Origin of the sequence: Sandaracinobacteroides saxicola (assembly GCF_014117445.1) — a bacterium.
GTDB lineage: Bacteria > Pseudomonadota > Alphaproteobacteria > Sphingomonadales > Sphingomonadaceae > Sandaracinobacteroides_A > Sandaracinobacteroides_A saxicola.
Window position 1 is genome coordinate 882,901 of the sequence record NZ_CP059851.1, and the last position, 17,351, is coordinate 900,251.

Here is a 17,351-nt window from a genome sequence, read left to right on the forward strand (position 1 = left end):
GGACTTTGCCGGGGGGCGCGCTTAGGCATCCGGGGTGAACAACAATCCGGTCATCGCGCTGGACGCCATGGGGGGTGATGTCGGCCCGGCGATCGTGATCGCCGGCGCGGAACTCGCCCGCGAGCGTTATCCGGCGTTGCGGTTTCGCATCTTCGGACAGAAACCCCGCATCGAGGCGGAGTTGAAGACCGCGCCGCGCATTGCGGCGGAAGCCGAGATTGTCGATGTGGACGGCGTGGTTGCCGGCACCGACAAGCCGAGCGCGGCGATCCGCCGGGCGAAGTCCACCAGCATGGGGCTGGCGATCGAGGCGGTGAAATCGGGCGCCGCGCAGGCGGCGGTGAGCGCCGGCAACACCGGCGCGCTGATGGCGATGGCGAAGCTGGCGCTGCGCACCATGGAGGGGATCGAGCGGCCGGCGCTGGTGGCGCTGATGCCCACGCTGCGCAGCGATTCGGTGGTGCTGGACCTGGGTGCCAACACCGAATGCGATGCCGAGAATCTGGTGCAGTTCGCGGTGATGGGGGCGGCGTTCGCGCGTACCGTGCTGGCGCTGGAACGGCCGAAGGTGGCGCTGCTGAACATCGGCGAAGAGGATATGAAGGGCACCGAGGAGCTGAAGGATGCCGCCGCGCTGCTGCGGGCGGCGGGTGCCGACCTGCCGATGGAGTTCAGCGGTTTTGTGGAGGGCAATGGCATCGGCCAGGGGCTGCTGGATGTGATCGTCACCGATGGTTTTTCCGGCAATATCGCGTTGAAGACGGCGGAGGGGACGGCGAAGCTGGTGACCGGCCTGTTGGGCAATGCCTATCGCAGCAGCTGGCTGACCAAGATCGGCTATCTGCTCTCCCGCTCGGCCCTGCGCGCCCTGCGGGACCATCTCGATCCGAACAATCACAATGGCGCGGTGTTCCTGGGGCTGAATGGCGTGGTGGTGAAGAGCCATGGCAGCGCCACGGTGAAGGGGTTCGCCAACGCCATCGGCGTGGCGCATGACCTGGTGACACAGGACATCCAGGCGAAGATCCGCGCCGACCTCGCCAATTTCAGCGCGCATCGCCCGGCGATGGTGGTGGCCGCGAAATAATGGCGCGGCGCAGCGTCATCCGCGGCACGGGCAGCGCGCTGCCGCCGCGGCGGGTGACCAATGCGGAGCTGGCGGCGACCATGGACACGTCCGACGAATGGATCGTCGAGCGTACCGGCATCCGCGCCCGGCACATCGCGGCGCCCGGGCAGACGACCGCCGACCTGGCGGTGGAGGCAGCGGAGAAGGCGCTGTCGGCGGCGGGGATGGCGGCGGCGGACATCGACCTGGTGATCGTGGCGACCGCCACGCCCGAACAGACCTTTCCCGCGACGGCGACGCGGGTGCAGGCGCGGCTGGGGATGGTGCGCGGCGCGGCGTTCGATGTCGCTGCCGTGTGCAGTGGTTTCATCTATGCGCTGGGGGTGGCGGACGCGATGCTGAAGAGCGGCGCGGCGACCACGGCGCTGGTGATCGGCGCCGAGACCTTCAGCCGCATCCTGGACTGGGACGACCGGGCGACCGCCGTATTGTTCGGTGACGGCGCGGGGGCGGTGGTGCTGCGCGCCGAGGAGGGCGAGGCCGGCATATTGGCAAGCGCGCTGCACAGCGACGGGCGGCATAACGAGCTGCTGTTCGTCGATGGCGGCGCGGGATCGACGGGCACGGTCGGCAAGCTGCGGATGAAGGGGCGGGAGGTGTTCCGCCACGCGGTCACCAATCTGGCGGCGGTGTTGGAGCAGGTGCTGGCGGCGGCGGGCGCGCGCGCGGCGGATGTGGACTGGGTGATCCCGCATCAGGCCAACGCGCGCATCCTGGAGGCGACGGCGCGGAAACTGGGGCTCGATCCGGCGCGAGTAGTGGTGACGGTGGGGGAGCATGCCAACACCTCGGCGGCGTCGGTGCCGCTGGCGCTGGACGTGGCGGTGCGCGACGGCCGGGTGAAGCGGGGCGACCTGCTGGTGCTGGAGGCGATGGGGGGCGGTTTCACCTGGGGCGCGGTGGCGGTTCGTTATTGAACCTGTTCATGGCTGGAAAAGCCGGGTAGGCTTGGGTCCAGGACTCGGACTGGAGGGTGCGGGATGGCGCAGACATTGACGCGGGCGGACCTGGCGGAGCGCCTGCATGCCGAGATCGGGCTGTCGCGGGCGGAATCGTCCGATCTGGTGGAAGGCGTGCTGAACGAAATTTCGGCCGCGCTGCTGAACGGGGAAAATGTGAAGCTGTCGAGCTTTGGCAGCTTCATGTTGCGCAAGAAGGGGTTGCGGATCGGACGCAATCCCAAGACGGGCGTGGAGGTGCCGATCCAGCCGCGTACCGTGCTGACCTTCCGGCCGAGCCAGTTGTTGCGGCAACATATCAACGACTGATGACCGACAAGAGCGACAGCGCCTTTCGCACGATCCGCGAAGTGTCCGAGAGCCTGGGCGTGCCGCAGCATGTGCTGCGTTTCTGGGAGACGCGCTTTCCGCAGCTGAAGCCGCTGCAGCGCGGGGGCAACCGGCGCTATTACCGCCCGGCGGATGTGGCCCTGGCGGCCGCCTTGCACCGGCTGCTGCACAGCGAGGGCTATACGGTGAAGGGCGTGCAGAAGCTGATCGCGACGAAAGGTGTCGGCGCGCTGAGCGGGGAGACGGGGGCGGAGCCGGCAGCAGAACCGGTCCCACCGGGGGCCGGCGGGGTCGATCTGGCGGCGCTGCGGGCGGTGCGGGATCGGCTGGCCGCGGCGCTGGCGGCCTGAGACGATGAAGGCGATCGCGCTTTTTTCCGCCAAGGGCGGGGTGGGCAAGAGCAGCGCGGCGGTCAATCTGGCGCATGTGGCGGCGACGCAGGGCGGGCGGCGGACGCTGTTGTGGGATCTGGATGCGCAGGGGGCGGCGAGTTTCACGCTGCGCCTCCATGCCCGCCCGAAGGCACGCGCGCGGGCGGCGATTGCCGGGGAGGCGAGCCTGTCCGAGCTGATCCAGGCGAGCGACTATGCCAATCTGGATGTGCTGCCGGCGGATGATTCGCTGCGCCGGCTGGAGGGCGACCTGGCGGCCGCGGACAAGCTGAAGCAGTTGAAGAAACTGCTGAAGACGCTGAGCGCCGGCTATGACCGGGTGATCATCGATGCGCCGCCGGGGCTGTCGGAACTGGCGGAGCGGCTGTTCCGGGCGGTCGACCTGATCGTGTCGCCGCTGCTGCCGAGCCCGCTGTCGCAGCGGGCGCTGGAGCAGTTGCGGGCGCGGCTCGGCAAGCTGGAGGATGCGCCGGGGCTGTTGCCGGTGTGGAGCATGGTGGACCGGCGGAAGGCGCTGCACCGGCTGACGGTCGCCGCTTCGCCCGAGGTGCCGGTCCTTCCCTATGCGGCGGCGATCGAGGGGATGGCGGTGAAGCAGGCCCCGATCACCGCGAGCGCCCCGGGGAGCGCGGGGAGCCTGGCGTTCGTGGGGCTGTGGCGGGCGATCGAAGCGCGTCTGGCCGCGTGAGGTCCGCAAGATCGGCGGGCGTGTCGATGTCGTGCAGGATGCCGGGGTCGTTCACCGGAATGTCGAGCGGGTGCGGCAGGGTGGTGCCGAACAGCGGCCGCGCGCCGCGGTCGCCGGTGAGGGTCATGAGGATCGGCCAGAGCGGGCGCCGGAAGCCGGCGGGGTTGCCGGGCCTGCCCTGATAGCTGGGGATGACGGCGGACGCGGCGGCGAGGGCGGTGGCGAGGGCCGCGTAGGTGGCCGGCTGAATGAGCGGCATGTCGCCGAGCGCGATGAGGGCGCCGGTCCATTGATCCGGAGCAGCGGCAAGGCCGGCGCGCAGGCTGGCGCTTTGGCCGTCCGCGTGATCGGGGGCGTGGGTGGTGGCGATGCCGGGGCGCAGGGCGGCGTGGACCGCGTCGGCATGGGCACCGGTGACGATCAGGCAGGGCAGGCCGGCCGCCGTAATGGCGGCGAGGCTGTGGGCGATGAGCGGTTGGCCGTCGACGAGCGCGGTGAGCTTGCTGTGGCCCATGCGGCGGGCGCGGCCGGCGGCGAGCAGGATGACGCCGATGGTCATCGCCAGCCCCAGGGGAGCGCCGCGGCGGCTTCGTCGAGCAGGCCGCCGGCGCCCATGGCGGCGATGTCGGCCGAGGTGACGGCGAGGCCGGCGGCGAGGCGTTCAAGCACAAGGTCGAGACCGTTGCGTTTCGGGCTGCGGGCGCAGCCGGGGAGGCCGATGACGGGCGTGCTGCCGAGTTGCCCCAGGACGAGCAGGTTGCCCGGGTCGGCGGGCATGCCGACGCGGATGAGGGTGCCGCCGACGGCGAGGATGGCGGCGGGGATGACGTCCGCGCGGTCGGCGGTGGCGGTGGCGCCGGCGACGAGGATGAGCGCGGAGGGCGGGGCGGCGGCGAGCGCGTCGGCGAGGCTTACGCCGTCGTGCGGGATGGGCGGGCCCTGGGTGAGGGTCATGCCGAGCGCCGCGACGCGGGCGCCGGTGACGGCGCTGGTCTTGGCGATGACCTTGGCGGGCATGGGCGTTGTGTGGATGAGGTGCGCGGTGCCGCCGCGCCAGGGGGCGAGGGCGAGCGGGGTGGCGGCGAGGGTGGCGGCGGCGAGGGTGGCGGCGGCAACGGCGAAGGGGATGATCTTGATGGTGGCGACGACCTGGTCGGCGGCGACCGGCATGAAGGGGGGCAGGGTGGCGAGGGTGAGGGATTCGTCGACGGCGTTCACGGCGGTGACGTCCGTGGCGAGGAACAGGCCGGCGCGGGTGGCGTGGAGATTGACGCGGCCGTGCAGCGGGGGCGCGGCGCGGAGGTCAGGCCCGGTGAGGGCATCGGCGAGGGCGGCGGCGGCGGCATCTTCGGCGACGTCGTGCGGGTCGAGGCGGACGATGGTGAGGCTGGGGAGATGCGCGGCGGCGGCGGCAAGGATGGGGGTGACGGGGGTGGCCTTGGCGATGCGCCGGCCGTTGAGGGTGATGGCGTGGGCGAGCAGGCCGCCGATGGCCTCGGCGGGGGGGCAGGTGGTGAAGATCATGGCGCCTGGCGCCAGGTGGCGATCATCTGGGCGGCGATGCTGAGCGCGATTTCGGCAGGGTTGGCGGCGCCGATGGCAAGGCCGGCGGGGCCGTGGATGCGGTCGAGCTGTTGCGGTGTGAAGCCCTGGGCGGCGAGGCGTTCGCGGCGGGCGGCGTGGTTTTTGCGGCTGCCGAGCGCGGCGACGTAGAAGGCATCGGAGCGCAGCGCGGCGGCCAGCGCCGGATCGTCGAGCTTTGGATCGTGGGTGAGGGCGACGATGGCGGTGGCGCTGTCGGGCTGCCAGTCCGCCAGCGCCTCATCCGGCCAGCGGCTGTCGACGCTGTGGCCGGCGAAGCGGGGGCCGGCGGCGAAGGCGCCGCGCGGATCGACGATCAGCGGCGTGAAGCCGAGTGCCTCGGCGAGCGGCACCAGCGATTGCGCGATGTGGACGGCGCCGACCAGGATGAGGCGCAGCGGGGGGTCATAGCGGTGGGTGAAGACGCCGGTGTGGCCGGGGGCATCGCCGACCGTTGTGCGTCCGGTGGCAAGGTCGGTGCTGAGCGTGAGCGTGGTGCCGTGTGACCGCGCCTGAGCGATTGTGCCCAGCAGCGCGGGGGGGAAGGCGGAGTCGGCGATGGCTTGCAGGAGGACGCTGATCCGCCCGCCGCAGGCGAGGCCGACTTCCCAGGCGGTTTCGTCGGCCACGCCGAAATCGAGGCGGCGGAAGCCGGCTTCGTCGATCACGTCAGGCGCTTCGGCGAGCACGGCGCCTTCGACGCAGCCACCCGAGACGCTGCCGAGGAAGAGTCCGTCGTCGCGGATGAGGAGGTGGCTGCCGACGCGCCGCGGGGCGCTGCCCCAGGTGGCGATGACAGTGGCGAGCGCGACGCCGTGGCCGTCGGTACGCCATTGCGTGGCGGCGTCCAGGATGTCGGTCAGCTCGTCGCTCATCCGCGGGTCAGCAGCCAGGCGAGCAGCGCGAGGACCAGGAGCACAAGCGCGCTGCCCCAGACCAGCGGGGAGATGCCGCGACCGGGGAGGGTTTCGGCATCGTGCCGCGGCGTGCTGCCATCAGTTTCGACGGGCGGGTGGGCGAAATCGCCCGGCGGCGGGCCTTCGACCTCGGCCTTGAACTTTTCGAAGAAGCTTTCGGCATAGCCCTTGGCGGCGCCCTCGATCAGGCGGCTGCCGAGCTGGGCGAGCTTGCCGCCGACGGTGCTTTTGGCGAGATAGGCGAGATGGGTGCCGCCGTCGGCATCGCTCAGCACGACTTCGGCGCTGCCCTTGGCGAAGCCGGCAACGCCGCCCTTGCCTTCGCCGACGAGGACGTAGCGGTTGGGGGGATCGAGTTCGGTGAGTTCGACGTCGCCGCTGAATTTGGCGCGGACGGGGCCGACGCGGGCGTTGAGCACGCCCGAGAAGCGGTTGTCGCCGCTGGCGGTCAGGCTTTCCACGCCGTCGATGCAGCGGGCAAGGATGGCGGGATCGTTGAGCGCGGCCCAGACGGCGGCGCGGGGCGCGGCAATGCGCGTTTCGCCTTTCAGTTCCATTTCGGGCCTTTCATGAAATCGAATTAACCTTTGCGACTTGCGTCATGGCAGGACTGTGTTAGCTATCGGCGAGGGGCAAGTGAAGCGGTGCGTGCGATGAGCGAACGGGGAGAAGACGCCGGCAGCGGCGAAGGTGAATTGAAGAATGATATCGATTGCAGCGCGCCCGCGCTGTCCGGTCGGCTGAAATGGTTCGACGCGGTGCGCGGCTATGGCTTCGTCGAGGTGGCGGACGGGGGCGGCGACCTGTTGCTGCATTACAGCGTCCTGAAGGCGGTTGGCCGGCGCACGCTGCCCGAAGGTGCGACTGTTCGCGCCGCGGTCATCGAGGGTGAGCGGGGGCGGCAGATTTCCGAATTGCTCTCGATCGACCTGACGACGGCGGTGGGCCCAGATCCCGACCTGCAACACCGGCGCGAGGCGGGGCGCACCGATCCCCTGGATTTTCTGGACAGCGCGGGTGATTTCATTCCGGTTCAGGTTCGCTGGTTCAATCGGGTGAAGGGATATGGATTCCTGCTGGCGGATGACGATCCCGATGGACCGGAGATATTCGTGCATATGGAAACGGTAAGGCGGGCGGACCTGATGACGCTGGAACCCGGCCAGCTGCTGCGGGCGCGGGTGAGCAAGGGGCCCAAGGGGCCGATGGCGGTTGTGATCGAAGATGATGAGGAATAGCGCGCGCGCCGCGCTGGCGGCGCTGGCGCTGCTGCTGGCGGGGGTGGGCGCGGCGCAGGCAGCGACGCAGGCGGCGCAGGTGGCAGCGGTACCGAACCGCGGGCTGAAGGTCGTTCCGTTGACGCTGGTGACCGGGGCGGGCGAGCATCGTTATCGGGTGGAAGTGGCGGCGACCCCGGCGCAGCAGGCGACGGGGATGATGTATCGCCGCAAGGTGCCGGCGGGGACGGGGATGCTGTTTCCGGTCAACCCGCCGCGCAGCGCGAGTTTCTGGATGTCCAACACCTGGGTGTCGCTGGACCTGATCTTCATCGGGGCGGACCGGCGGGTGCTGAGCATCGCCGCCAATGCGGTGCCGCTGTCCGAATCGCTGATTGATTCGGGCGGGCCGGTGATCGCGGTCCTGGAACTGGCGGGTGGCGAGGCGGCGCGGATCGGGCTGCGGCCCGGCGACAAGGTGCGCTGGTAGGGTTGCGCCACCAGGGTTGCTTTGCCGCCCGTGCAGCCGGTAAAGCGGATGGCATGTCGATCCTGTCGAAGATTTTCACCTGGTGGAACGGCTCCACCATCGGCACCAGCCTCTATACGATGCGTTTCGGCCGTGAGGTGGGACGCGATGGCGACGGCAATGTCTATTTTCAGAGCGCTGACGGCGCGCGGCGCTGGGTGATGTACGCCGGAGTCAATGATTCGAGCCGGGTGCCGCCGGAGTGGCACCTGTGGCTGCACCATACGCGCGACGCCGCGCCGACGGATGTGCCGTTGCCGGTGAAGGCGTGGGAGAAGCCGTGGCGGCCGAACCCGACGGGGGTGGCGCCGGAGCTGCCGTCAGGCGCGCTGGCGGCGGGCGGCCGGCGCGCGCGGTCGAGCGCGGATTACCAGGCCTGGTCGCCGGAATGACCGCTTTGCTGAAGGAGCATGTCGCCGAGGCGCTGACCGGCCTGCTGGTGGTGCTGGTGGCGGGCTGGTTCGCTTTCTATGGCTGGACGCACAGCGGGCGCGGGGCGGCGGCGAATGGCTATGCGGTGACGGCGCGTTTTCCCAACGTGACCGGCGTGAATGTGGGCAGCGATGTTCGCGTGGCGGGCATGAAGGTGGGGACGGTGACGGCCCAAGTGCTGGACGCGAAGAGTTTCCAGGCGGTGCTGACGCTGACGCTGGATCCGGCGGTGAGGCTGCCGGTGGACAGCAGCGCGGCGATCACCAGCGAGGGGTTGCTGGGCGGCAGTTTCATCGCGCTGGCGCCGGGCGGCGAAAGCGACATGCTGCGGCCCGGCGACGAGATCAGCGACACGCAGGGGGCGACGGATTTGATGGGGCTGGTGGGGAGCTTCATCAATCGCAGCGGTGAGACCAAGCCGGCGGAGGCGGCGGCGGAGGACGCGGCGAAGTGAGGGCCGCACCGCTGGCGCTGATGCTGGTCTTGATGCCGATCGCGCGGGTGGTGGCGCAGGAGGCGCCGCCGGCGCCCGCGGCCGAGGCGAAGCCCGCGCCGCGGGCCGAGGCGGCGCCGGCAAAACCGGCTGTCCGGTCGGCGCCGAAAGCGCCGCCGGTTTCAGCGAAGCGCGTGGCGGTGGTGGGGGTGTTGGACAAGCGGACGGGACGCAGCGAGTTCTTCACGCTGGAGCCGGGGCAGCGGGCGGTGTTCGGGCCGCTGGCGGTGTTCCTGGCGCAGTGCGAGACGACGCCGCCATGGCAGCGGCCGAAGGTGTCGGGCGCGTTCGTGCAGGTCGACGAGACGGTGTCGAACGGTGGCCAGCGCGGGGTGCGGCGGGTGTTTTCGGGCTGGCTGTTCGCTGAATCGCCCTCGCTCAACCCGATGCGGCATCGGGTTTATGATGTCTGGCTGAGGCGCTGCACGATGGCTTTTCCGGACACGCCGCCGGCGAAGCCGTCGCCGGCGGTGCCTTCCGCGGCGCCGAAGGCGAAGAAGTCACCGGAGCCGGCGATCGCCTTGCCGAGCGCGGCGACATAGACGTCGCGCTTGACCTCGATGGCGCCGAACTGCGCCAGGTGGTTGGTGAGGAATTGCGTGTCCAGGAGAGTGAAGCCGCCGGCGCGGAGGCGGGCGACGAGGTGGGCGAGCGCCGCCTTGCTGGCGTTGTCGGCGCGGCTGAACATCGATTCGCCGAAGAAGGCGGCGCCGATGTGGACGCCGTAGAGGCCACCGACCAGCCGGCCGTCGGCATCCCAGACCTCGACACTGTGGGCGAGTTCGGCGGCGTGCATGCGGCAATAGCCCTCGTGGATGCTGGCGTTGATCCAGCTCTGGCGACGGCCGGGCGCGGGCTCGGCGCAGGCGGTGATGACGGTTTCGAAGGCGCGGTTGATGCTGTGGCTGAAGCGTTCGGATTTGAGCGTCTTGGCGAGCGAGCGCGGCAGGTGGAAGGCGTCGAGCGGGATGATGCCGCGGCGGCGGGGTTCGACCCAGAAGACTTCGGACGCCTCCCGGCTGTCAGCCATGGGAAAGATGCCGGCGCTGTAAGCGCGCACGAGCAGCTCGGTATTGAGCGTTTTCATCGGCTGGCGGTCTGCCGCCTCCCATCTTTGGCAGGCCATGCTTGACCGAAAGCGCGCGCGTGTCCAGCAGGAAGTTGATGCAGACGATGAACGCGCCGACAGTTTATTTCAATGACGCGACAGGAGATGACGCGCCTGGCGCCCATGTGCCCTTGCTGGTGGCGGGTGGCGGCGCGGCGGGATGGGCAGCGGCACTGTCTGCGGCGGCGCGGGGCATCGGGGTGGCGGTCGTGGAGCAGGATGCGCGCTGCCTGGGGTTGACCAGCATGAGCCAGGGCAATGCCGCGGCGGCGGGGACGCGGAGCCAGCGGGCAGCGGGGGTGGCGGACGATGCCGCGGCATTCCTGGCGGATATCGAGGCGAAAAGCGCGGGGACGGCCTGCCCGGTGATTTCGCGACTGGTGGCGGAGAACGGTGGCCCCTGTCTGGACTGGTTGGCGGATGAAGGGGTGCGGCTGGATTTCGATGCCGGCTGGGCGCCGGCATTCGGGCATCGCACGGCGCGGCTGCACGCACCGCCGAGCAAGACAGGGGTGGAGTTGCTGGCGATGCTGGAAGCGGCGGCGGTGCGGCATGGGGCGATGCTGTTGAACGAGGCGCGGCTGGCGGCGCTGTGGGTGAACGATGGCCGGGTGCGGGCGGTGGGAATCGTGCGGCCGGATGGCGCGCGGGAGGTGATCGGTTGCGATGCGCTCGTGCTGGCGACCAGCGGCTTCAACGCCAATCCGACGCTGATCGCGCGGCACATTCCGGCGATGGCGCAGGCGCGGGTGCACGGCTGGGAGGGCGACCGGGGCGATGCGCTGCTGCTGGGCGAGGCGCTGGGCGCGATGACGGGTGATCTCGACAGCTATCAGGGCTTGGGGATGTTGGCCGATCCGCACGGGATCATCGTGAACTTGCAGTTGTGCGTGGCGGGCGGGATCGTGGTGAACGACGCCGGCGAACGGTTCCAGAATGAGGTGGAGGATGTCTCTGGCGCCGGAGCGCGGGTGGCCGCACAGGGCGGAGCCTGGGTGGTGTTCGACGCGCGGCAGGCCGCGGCGGCGGAGGGTTATCCGGAATTTGCCGAACTGCGGGCGCTGGGGGCACTGCGTGAGGTATCGCGGCTGCGCCTGCCGGCGCTGGCAGCAACATTGGCTGCGGCGGAGGCGGTGCATCGGGGCGAGCGCGACGATCCATTCGGGCGGCGGTTCGAGGTGCCGCCGCCAAGGGGCGCCATGCAGGCGATTCGGGTGACGGGGGCGCTGTTTCACACCCAGGGCGGATTGCAGATCGACGCGCGGGCGCGGGTGGTGCGGGCGGATGGTGGGGTGTTCGACAACCTGTTCGCGGCGGGCGGCGCCGCACGCGGGATCAGCGGGCGCGGCGGCAGCGGCTATCTGCCGGCGGCGGGCATCGGCCACGCGCTGACGACGGGCTGGGTGGCGGGGCGCGCGGTCAGGGTCTGAAGCTGCGGGCCATGCTGGCCTCCAGCGTGCGGGTGGCGCCGCGCTGCTCGAGTTTGCGGGACAGTTTGAACTGCTGCGCGGACATGCTGCCGGTCTGCGGCAGGGCGGCCATCCCATAGGCGGGGAAATGGTCGGTGCTGCCCCAGTCGCGGTTTTCGACAATGGCCTTCAGCGGGTCGAGCCATTCCAGCTTGTAGCCCGTGTGCGTGTTGCCGTTCTGCGCGATGCAGTAGAAATAGCCGCCGGTGTCGCCGGTGAGGACGGTGCCCTGGCCGGGGAGCCAGCCACCCTTCGAATAGGTCCAGCGGTTGCTGCCGGCGTTGGCCACCCAATCGAAGCCATGGTGGCCATGGGCATCGGGGCCGGTCAGCGTGTCGGTGGCGACGCGGGCGGCGGTCAGCATGTCGGTGAGCGTGTCGGTATCGAGCACGGGGTTGTTCTGACGGGCGGCGAAGAGCGCGCAGAGGCGCGCCATGTCGACGATGCCCGCCGAAAGCCCGCCGCAGCCATCGAGAAATTCATAATCCCAGCAGCCATAATGTTTGGCGACAAGGCGTTCGTCGGTATGGCGGACGCTGCTGCCGCAGTCGAAGTGGAACAGTTCCCAGCGTTTGTCGCTGGGGTCGTTGGGGTCGCGGACGCTGTGCACCGTCATGTGGTGGCGGGCTTCGCCATCGACCTGGTTATCGGGGTCGCTGCGGCTGCCGCGGGTGCGGGTCTGGCCGAGCGGGTTGAGCACGAGGCTGCTGAGCGCGGCCTCGAAGCTGTTGACGCCCATCTTCTTCGCAAGGATCAGGCTGAGCAGCAGATAGTCGCTGTTGCCATAGACGCAGTTGGTCATGCTGCCCGGGGTGCCGGTCATGTCCTGGTCGGCGAGCCAGCGGGCGATCTGCGTGCCGCTGGCGGGAGGGTGGATCCGGCGGCGTCCACCGCTTCCTTGCTGCGGTAGATGCCGCCCTGCGGGATGCCGCTGGTGCTTTCCAGCAGGTAGCGGATGGTGACATCCTTGAAGCGGCTGTCTTTTGGGGCGCCGCCCGAAGGGGTTTTCAGGTTCAGGACCGATTGCAGCGTGGTATCCAGCGTGAAGCTGCTGTCCTGCTGCATCAGGCGCCAGATCGCGGCGGCGCACCAGGTTTTCGACGTGCTGGCCTGGCGGAAACGGGTTTCCGGGGTGATGTCGGGGTAGCCTGCCTCGGCGAAGGTGTAGCCGCGGGCGTAGAGCAGGCGGGTGCGGTGGCCGACGGCGATGGCGAGGCCGCGCAGGTTGCGGTCCTTGATGATGTCGCCCATCAGCGTGTCGATGGCGGCGACCGCCGCTGTCCCGCTGCTGCGCACGGTGCGCGGGGTGATGTCGTCGCGGCCGGCGAAGATGGCGGCGTAGCGACGGTCGGCGCCGCTGCCGCGGCTGTTCAGGCAGAGCGGGAAACGGCCGGCGGCGGCGTTGGTGTCGCGGCGAGCGGTATATTCCGCAGGGGTCATGTTGACGGCGGCGTCCCATTTGCCGACGCCGGTGTCGGTGAACATCTCCATGACGCGGCCGCCGGGGGTGCCGGCGACGAGCGTGGGGCGGGCGCCGGTGGCGCGCATGGCGAGGAAGCGGTGCTGGAGCGTGTCGCCGCCCTCGTCCACCGCATCGATGTTCCAGGCGATGCGGTCGGGGTTGGGCACCCAGATAGCGCAATAGCGCGGGTCGCTGGCGGCGCCGAAGGCATCGGCCCAGAGCAGGCGGTCGCCGCGGTCATGCGCTTCGCGGTTCATTTCGACGAAGCGGGCGCGGGTGAGGTGATGGCGGGTGAGCGGGATGAAGCCGAACTTGCGGAAGGCGGCGGCGTAGCGGGGGTTGTCGGCCGGGCCGGTGGCGCTGAGCACATAGGGGCCGAAGCCCTCGGCGGCGAGACTTTCGAAATCGGCCTGGAACTGGTCGAAGCTGCGGTTGATGACCTGGCGTGCGGCGAAGACAGTGGCGTGCTTGACCATGGCGGCGGCATAGCGCGGAGCGCTGACCGGGCCATGGATGGAGAGCGACAGGGTGCGGAAGCTCTGCGCGGCGAGGGTGTCGCGCTGGGCGACATGCTCGGCCTCTGACAGGTCGTGCCACGCGCGGTGATTGTCGGCGGTGAAGCTGGTCATCGTTAACGCCCCCTGGTGATGCGGCGAAAGGGTGGCGCGGCGGGGCGGCTGTTGTATTGGATATTTTCGACAGGAGCAGCGGGGGCGGGATGATCATCGGCATCGATCTGGGAACGACGAACAGCGCCTGCGCGATCTGGCGCGACGGGGCGGCGGTGCTGGTGCCGAACCGGCTGGGGCAGGTGCTGACGCCTTCGGCCGTCAGCGTGGACGAGAGCGGCGCGGTGCTGGTGGGGCTGGCGGCGCGGGAGCGGCAGGTGAGCCACCCGCTTGCCACCGCGACGGCATTCAAACGCTATATGGGAACGCGGCATGAGGTGACGCTGTCGGGCATGGCATTCAGCCCGGAGGACCTGTCCGCGCTGGTGCTGCGCAGCCTGAAGGAGGATGCCGAGGCGTTTCTGGGCGAGGCGGTGACCGAGGCGGTGATCACCGTGCCGGCCTATTTCAACGACCGGCAGCGAAAGGCGACCAAGCGCGCGGGCGAGTTGGCGGGGTTGAGCGTGGAGCGGCTGATCAACGAGCCGACGGCGGCGGCGCTGGCCTATGGCATCGAGCGGCGCGGGGACGAATCGCGGTTTCTGATCTTCGACCTGGGCGGGGGCACGTTCGATGTTTCGGTGCTGGAGCTGTTCGAGGGGGTGATCGAGGTGCGCGCCTCGACCGGGGACAACCGGCTGGGCGGCGAGGATTTCAACGCGGTGCTGATGGCGATGATGCTGGACGCGATGGGGCCGGCGCTGGCGGCGGCGGCGCGGACCGACCCGGCGCTGCACGAGCGGGTGCGGGAGGCGGCCGAGCGGGCGCGGCGCGGGTTGAGCGGCGCATCCGAGGTGGTGATGCGGCTGGTGTGGCGGGAGGTGGAGCACAGCATCACGGTGAGCGCGGAGGGGTTCGAGGCGGCGTGCGCGGGGCTGTTGGCGCGGCTGCGCGAGCCGGTGGTGCGGGGGATGCGCGACAGCAACCTGCGGCCGGAGGCCTTGTCTGAGATCATCCTGATCGGCGGGGCGACGCGGATGCCGGTGGTGCGGCGCGCGGTGGCCAAGATGTTCGGGCGCTTCCCGAACAGCAGTGTCAATCCGGATGAGGCGGTGGCGCTGGGGGCGGCGGTGCAGGCGGGGCTGAAGGCACGCGACGCAGCGTTGAGGGAAGTCGTGCTGACCGATGTGGCGCCGTTCAGCCTGGGGATCGAAATCAGCGAGCGGCGGCCGGACGGCAGCGAGGAGGCGGGGCTGTTCAGCCCGATCATCGAGCGCAACACGGTGATTCCGGCGAGCCGGGTGCAGGGGTATCAGACGACGCACCCGCAGCAGCGGCACGTCGACCTGAAAGTCTATCAGGGCGAGGCGCGACGGGTGATCGACAATGTCGAGCTGGGATCGATGCGGATTCCGGTGCCGCCGTCCAGGGATGGCGGCCTGGTGCCGTTCGAGTGCCGTTTCAGCTATGACATCAATGGCCTGCTGGAGGTGGATGTGGATGTGCCGCTGTCGGGCTATCGCGGCACGCTGACCATCGTGGATGGGGAGGAGGCGCCCGATCCGGCGGCGTTTGCCGAGCGGCGGGCGGCGCTGGCGGCGCTGAAGACGCATCCGAGGGAAAGCGAGGCGGTGCGGGCGGTGCTGGCGCGGGCCGAGCGCTGTTATGAAAGCGCACTGGGGGATGCGCGGGGCTGGGTGAACGGCTTGATCGGGCAGTTCCAGGGGGTGGTGGAGCGGCAGGAGCCGCGCGCGATCGAGGCGGCGATTGCTGATCTGAACCGCGCGTTGGACGAGTTCGAGGGCGACGCGTTTCTGTGAGCCGATGGCCCTGGTCCGTATTGGGGATTGCCCGGACGAAGGAGACATTGGCGATCCGGCGCGCCTATGCCGGGCTGCTGCGGGAGGCGAACCCCGAGGATGATCCGGCGGGGTTCCAGGCGTTGCGCGAGGCCTATGAGGCGGCGATGGCACAGGCTGCGGAGCGGCCGGCGCGGCGAACGGCGGCGGAGGAGCCGGCGCGGGATGCGGTGGCGCCCCCGACCGAGGCGGCGGTGGCGTCAGCCGCGGCGCGGTCTGCGGTGGCGGAGGCGCAGGATGCGCTGGTCGCAGCGCTGGAGCAGGGCGAGGACGGGTTGCCCGCGCTTGCGGTGTTGCAGGGCGCGATGGCGGAGGCGGACATCGGCGCGCAGGCGGCGGCGGAGGGCTGGCTGGGGGCACTGGTCGCCGACAACGCGCCGGCCAGTGACGCCCTGGTGGCGCCGGTGCTGGCGCATTTCGGCTGGGATGATGATTCGCGCCGCGATCTGCCGCCGGTGGCGTGGGAGCTGCGGTTGCGGGCCGACGGGTTGCGACGGATCGGAGGCTTTGCGACGCCGGCGGGGGGTGTCCGGGCTGGCTGGCGGCTGTTGAGCGGACGCACACGACCGCGCTGGCAGTGGCGCTTGTGGGCGTTGCGGCCGGGGATGATGGCGCAGCTGTGGGTGCTGGTCGATGAGGCGCGCCACAATGTTTCGCTGGTGGCGCGGCTGAACGGCGAGGCACTGGCTTGGGCGGAGGAGCTGCTGTCGCGGCCGCGTTTCTCGCTGGCGCATCTGCTGCTGGTGCTGGCGCCGTTGCTGCTGATTTTTGTCCGGGTGCGGCAGCAATCGAGTGCGGAGGACGACGCGACCAACAACCTGCTGGCATCGCTGACGTTTGGCGGAATGCTGTTGCCGGCGCTGGTATTCGCGGCGCAGCGATTGGGGGCGCGTTTGGCGGGGCGCTTCGAGACCACGATGGTGATGCCGGCGTGGTTGCTGCCAGTGCCGGTGCTCGCGCTGCTGCCGGTGACGATTGCCTTGGAATGGACGGTACTGGCAGGAGGACTGCTGTTGAGCCTGGCGATGATGGCCTGTGCTTTCGGGCGCGATCCCGAACGCCCGCGGGCCCTGTTGGGCCGGTTGTGGCGGGCGGGCTGGCGGCCGATTCTGCTGTTGTTGTGGTCGCTGATGGCGCTGAGCCACGAGCAGGCATTGGTGCTGGGGGTGGTGGCGCTGCTGTGCATGCAGGCGCTGATGCAGGGGGTTGATCCGCTGGTCTTCTGGATCGAGCGTCGCTGGCCTGGTCTCCGTCCGGGGTCGATCATTGCGATGGGCGGTTTTGCGTTTGCCGCCCTGTGCGGGCTGCTGGGCCTGTGGGCAGGGCAGTGGGGCTATGGGCTGGCGCTGGGATTGATGCCGGCGCTGTTCCTGATCGAACTGGGGCTGCGATTGGAGCCGACGCAGGGATTGCGAACGATCGTGCTGCTGCTGGCGATCGGGTTGGGGATCGGGCTGGCGCTGCTGGTCGCGCGTGAAACGCCCAAGCCGGCGCCGGCACCCCCGCCGGTGCCGGTGGTGGTGGAACCGCAGACGCTTGATGAGATGTTGAGCGGGTTGGATGAGGGTGCGGGCGCCTATGAGGCAATCCGGGTTCGCAACGCGCCGCTCTACGCCAAGCTGCTGGCGGCGTGGGAGGACTCGGCGGCGGCGGGGGAGCCCGTCGGCGGGCGGCGGATCGAGGTGGGCAATCTGATCGACGAGAGTTTTTCCCGCGCCCTGCCGCGGGGTGACATCGCCGAGGTGCGCGCCTGGCACGCGCTGAACGATGAGGTGGCGCGGCGATACCGGAAAGCCAAGCCCGAACTCTGTGTCGGGGTGTTGAACGGCAGCGAGCCGATCGAGATGGATGACCTTCCCGCCGACCTAAGGGCCCGCATTCATGCGGTGCGGGCGGAGGTGCTGGCCAATGCCGCGGTGGACCTGCCGAAGTCCAGAACGGGGCGCACCAGCGTTTCGAGTCGTGTTCTGGACGATGCACGGGCTGCCAGTGGACTGTCGCCGGCGCGTTTCGAGGCCGCACTGGATGACAAGGGTTCAGCGGCGGACCAATGCGCGATGCGGCTGGCGGTGCTGGGGCGGTTGGCAAAGGGGCGCGATGCCGAGAGCATGCGGGCACTGCGCAGCATTTACGGGGGTTGATGTTCATGGCGGCTTAAACTGTCAGCGCTATGGCGAC

19 protein-coding genes and 1 pseudogene are annotated in these 17,351 nt (G+C 70.0%); 13 read left to right on the forward strand and 7 right to left on the reverse strand.

Features of this window, described 5'->3' with window-relative positions; all coding sequences use genetic code 11:
* Positions 1-34: 34 nt before the first annotated feature.
* From plsX to H3309_RS04425, 5 genes are all read left to right on the forward strand, one after another.
* A complete protein-coding gene (gene plsX / locus H3309_RS04405) occupies positions 35-1,087 on the forward strand; it encodes a phosphate acyltransferase PlsX (protein WP_182297556.1) in 1,053 nt (350 codons plus the stop codon).
* Positions 1,087-2,046, forward strand: coding sequence for a beta-ketoacyl-ACP synthase III (locus H3309_RS04410; RefSeq protein ID WP_182297557.1), 960 nt, complete (start codon positions 1,087-1,089; stop codon positions 2,044-2,046). The genes plsX and H3309_RS04410 overlap by 1 nt, the downstream gene beginning before the upstream one ends.
* A 63-nt stretch (positions 2,047-2,109) precedes the next feature.
* Positions 2,110-2,397, forward strand: coding sequence for an integration host factor subunit alpha (locus H3309_RS04415; protein WP_182297558.1), 288 nt, complete (start codon positions 2,110-2,112; stop codon positions 2,395-2,397).
* Positions 2,397-2,768, forward strand: a complete 372-nt coding sequence (locus H3309_RS04420; RefSeq protein ID WP_182297559.1) for a MerR family transcriptional regulator — start codon at positions 2,397-2,399, stop codon at positions 2,766-2,768. Before H3309_RS04415 ends, H3309_RS04420 begins: the two co-directional genes overlap by 1 nt.
* A 4-nt stretch (positions 2,769-2,772) precedes the next feature.
* Positions 2,773-3,498, forward strand: a complete 726-nt coding sequence (locus H3309_RS04425) for a ParA family protein (RefSeq protein WP_182297560.1) — start codon at positions 2,773-2,775, stop codon at positions 3,496-3,498.
* Here the strand turns inward: H3309_RS04425 and H3309_RS04430 are convergent.
* Genes H3309_RS04430 through H3309_RS04445 form a run of 4 tightly spaced genes read right to left on the reverse strand, consistent with a single transcriptional unit; the run spans position 3,416 to position 6,553 of the window.
* Positions 3,416-4,057, reverse strand: a complete 642-nt coding sequence (locus tag H3309_RS04430) for a nucleotidyltransferase family protein (protein WP_182297561.1) — start codon at positions 4,055-4,057, stop codon at positions 3,416-3,418. The two genes, H3309_RS04425 and H3309_RS04430, sit on opposite strands and share 83 nt — an antisense overlap.
* Entirely contained in the window at positions 4,054-5,022 is a 969-nt protein-coding gene (locus H3309_RS04435; protein ID WP_182297562.1) for a molybdopterin-binding domain-containing protein, read from the reverse strand. Before H3309_RS04435 ends, H3309_RS04430 begins: the two co-directional genes overlap by 4 nt.
* Positions 5,019-5,954, reverse strand: a complete 936-nt coding sequence (locus H3309_RS04440) for an XdhC family protein (protein ID WP_182297563.1) — start codon at positions 5,952-5,954, stop codon at positions 5,019-5,021. Before H3309_RS04440 ends, H3309_RS04435 begins: the two co-directional genes overlap by 4 nt.
* Positions 5,951-6,553: a CoxG family protein gene (locus tag H3309_RS04445; protein WP_182297564.1), complete on the reverse strand. Its 603-nt coding sequence runs from the start codon at positions 6,551-6,553 to the stop codon at positions 5,951-5,953. The genes H3309_RS04440 and H3309_RS04445 overlap by 4 nt, the downstream gene beginning before the upstream one ends.
* 96 nt (positions 6,554-6,649) lie before the next feature.
* Between H3309_RS04445 and H3309_RS04450 the strand changes: the two genes are divergently transcribed.
* The 5 genes and pseudogenes from H3309_RS04450 to H3309_RS17155 all read left to right on the forward strand — a co-directional run.
* Complete coding sequence (locus H3309_RS04450; protein ID WP_182297565.1) at positions 6,650-7,234, forward strand: cold-shock protein; 585 nt, start codon at positions 6,650-6,652, stop codon at positions 7,232-7,234.
* Positions 7,221-7,703 carry a DUF192 domain-containing protein gene (locus H3309_RS04455; protein WP_243453844.1) on the forward strand — a complete coding sequence of 161 codons (483 nt, stop codon included), beginning with the start codon at positions 7,221-7,223 and terminating at the stop codon, positions 7,701-7,703. The genes H3309_RS04450 and H3309_RS04455 overlap by 14 nt, the downstream gene beginning before the upstream one ends.
* A 53-nt stretch (positions 7,704-7,756) precedes the next feature.
* Positions 7,757-8,134, forward strand: a complete 378-nt coding sequence (locus tag H3309_RS04460) for an NADH:ubiquinone oxidoreductase subunit NDUFA12 (RefSeq protein WP_182297566.1) — start codon at positions 7,757-7,759, stop codon at positions 8,132-8,134.
* The gene (gene mlaD, locus H3309_RS04465) at positions 8,131-8,628 is read left to right on the forward strand and encodes an outer membrane lipid asymmetry maintenance protein MlaD (RefSeq protein ID WP_182297567.1); all 498 of its coding nucleotides are present in this window, start codon (positions 8,131-8,133) and stop codon (positions 8,626-8,628) included. The genes H3309_RS04460 and mlaD overlap by 4 nt, the downstream gene beginning before the upstream one ends.
* A 32-nt stretch (positions 8,629-8,660) precedes the next feature.
* A pseudogene (locus H3309_RS17155) lies at positions 8,661-9,032 on the forward strand (DUF2155 domain-containing protein); the annotation flags it as partial.
* A gap of 35 nt (positions 9,033-9,067) precedes the next feature.
* Here H3309_RS17155 and aat read toward each other — a convergent pair.
* Positions 9,068-9,754 (reverse strand): leucyl/phenylalanyl-tRNA--protein transferase, encoded by a 687-nt coding sequence (aat, locus tag H3309_RS04470; RefSeq protein ID WP_182297568.1) that lies wholly within the window; start codon positions 9,752-9,754, stop codon positions 9,068-9,070.
* A gap of 77 nt (positions 9,755-9,831) precedes the next feature.
* On the opposite strand from aat, the gene H3309_RS04475 reads away from it, so the two are divergent.
* A complete protein-coding gene (locus H3309_RS04475; protein ID WP_182297569.1) occupies positions 9,832-11,205 on the forward strand; it encodes an FAD-binding protein in 1,374 nt (457 codons plus the stop codon).
* Here the strand turns inward: H3309_RS04475 and H3309_RS17540 are convergent.
* Together H3309_RS17540 and H3309_RS17635 are read right to left on the reverse strand one after the other, a co-directional pair.
* Positions 11,195-12,067, reverse strand: a complete 873-nt coding sequence (locus H3309_RS17540) for a serine hydrolase (protein WP_182298892.1) — start codon at positions 12,065-12,067, stop codon at positions 11,195-11,197. The two genes, H3309_RS04475 and H3309_RS17540, sit on opposite strands and share 11 nt — an antisense overlap.
* On the reverse strand, positions 12,064-13,335 hold the full coding sequence (locus tag H3309_RS17635; protein WP_182297570.1) for a serine hydrolase: 1,272 nt from the start codon (positions 13,333-13,335) through the stop codon (positions 12,064-12,066). The genes H3309_RS17540 and H3309_RS17635 overlap by 4 nt, the downstream gene beginning before the upstream one ends.
* Positions 13,336-13,424: 89 nt before the next feature.
* Here H3309_RS17635 and H3309_RS04490 point away from each other — a divergent pair, with 89 nt between their 5' ends.
* Both H3309_RS04490 and H3309_RS04495 read left to right on the forward strand, forming a co-directional pair.
* Positions 13,425-15,134, forward strand: coding sequence for an Hsp70 family protein (locus tag H3309_RS04490; protein WP_182297571.1), 1,710 nt, complete (start codon positions 13,425-13,427; stop codon positions 15,132-15,134).
* A 47-nt stretch (positions 15,135-15,181) separates the two neighbouring features.
* A complete protein-coding gene (locus H3309_RS04495; RefSeq protein WP_182297572.1) occupies positions 15,182-17,314 on the forward strand; it encodes a hypothetical protein in 2,133 nt (710 codons plus the stop codon).
* Positions 17,315-17,351: the final 37 nt, after the last annotated feature.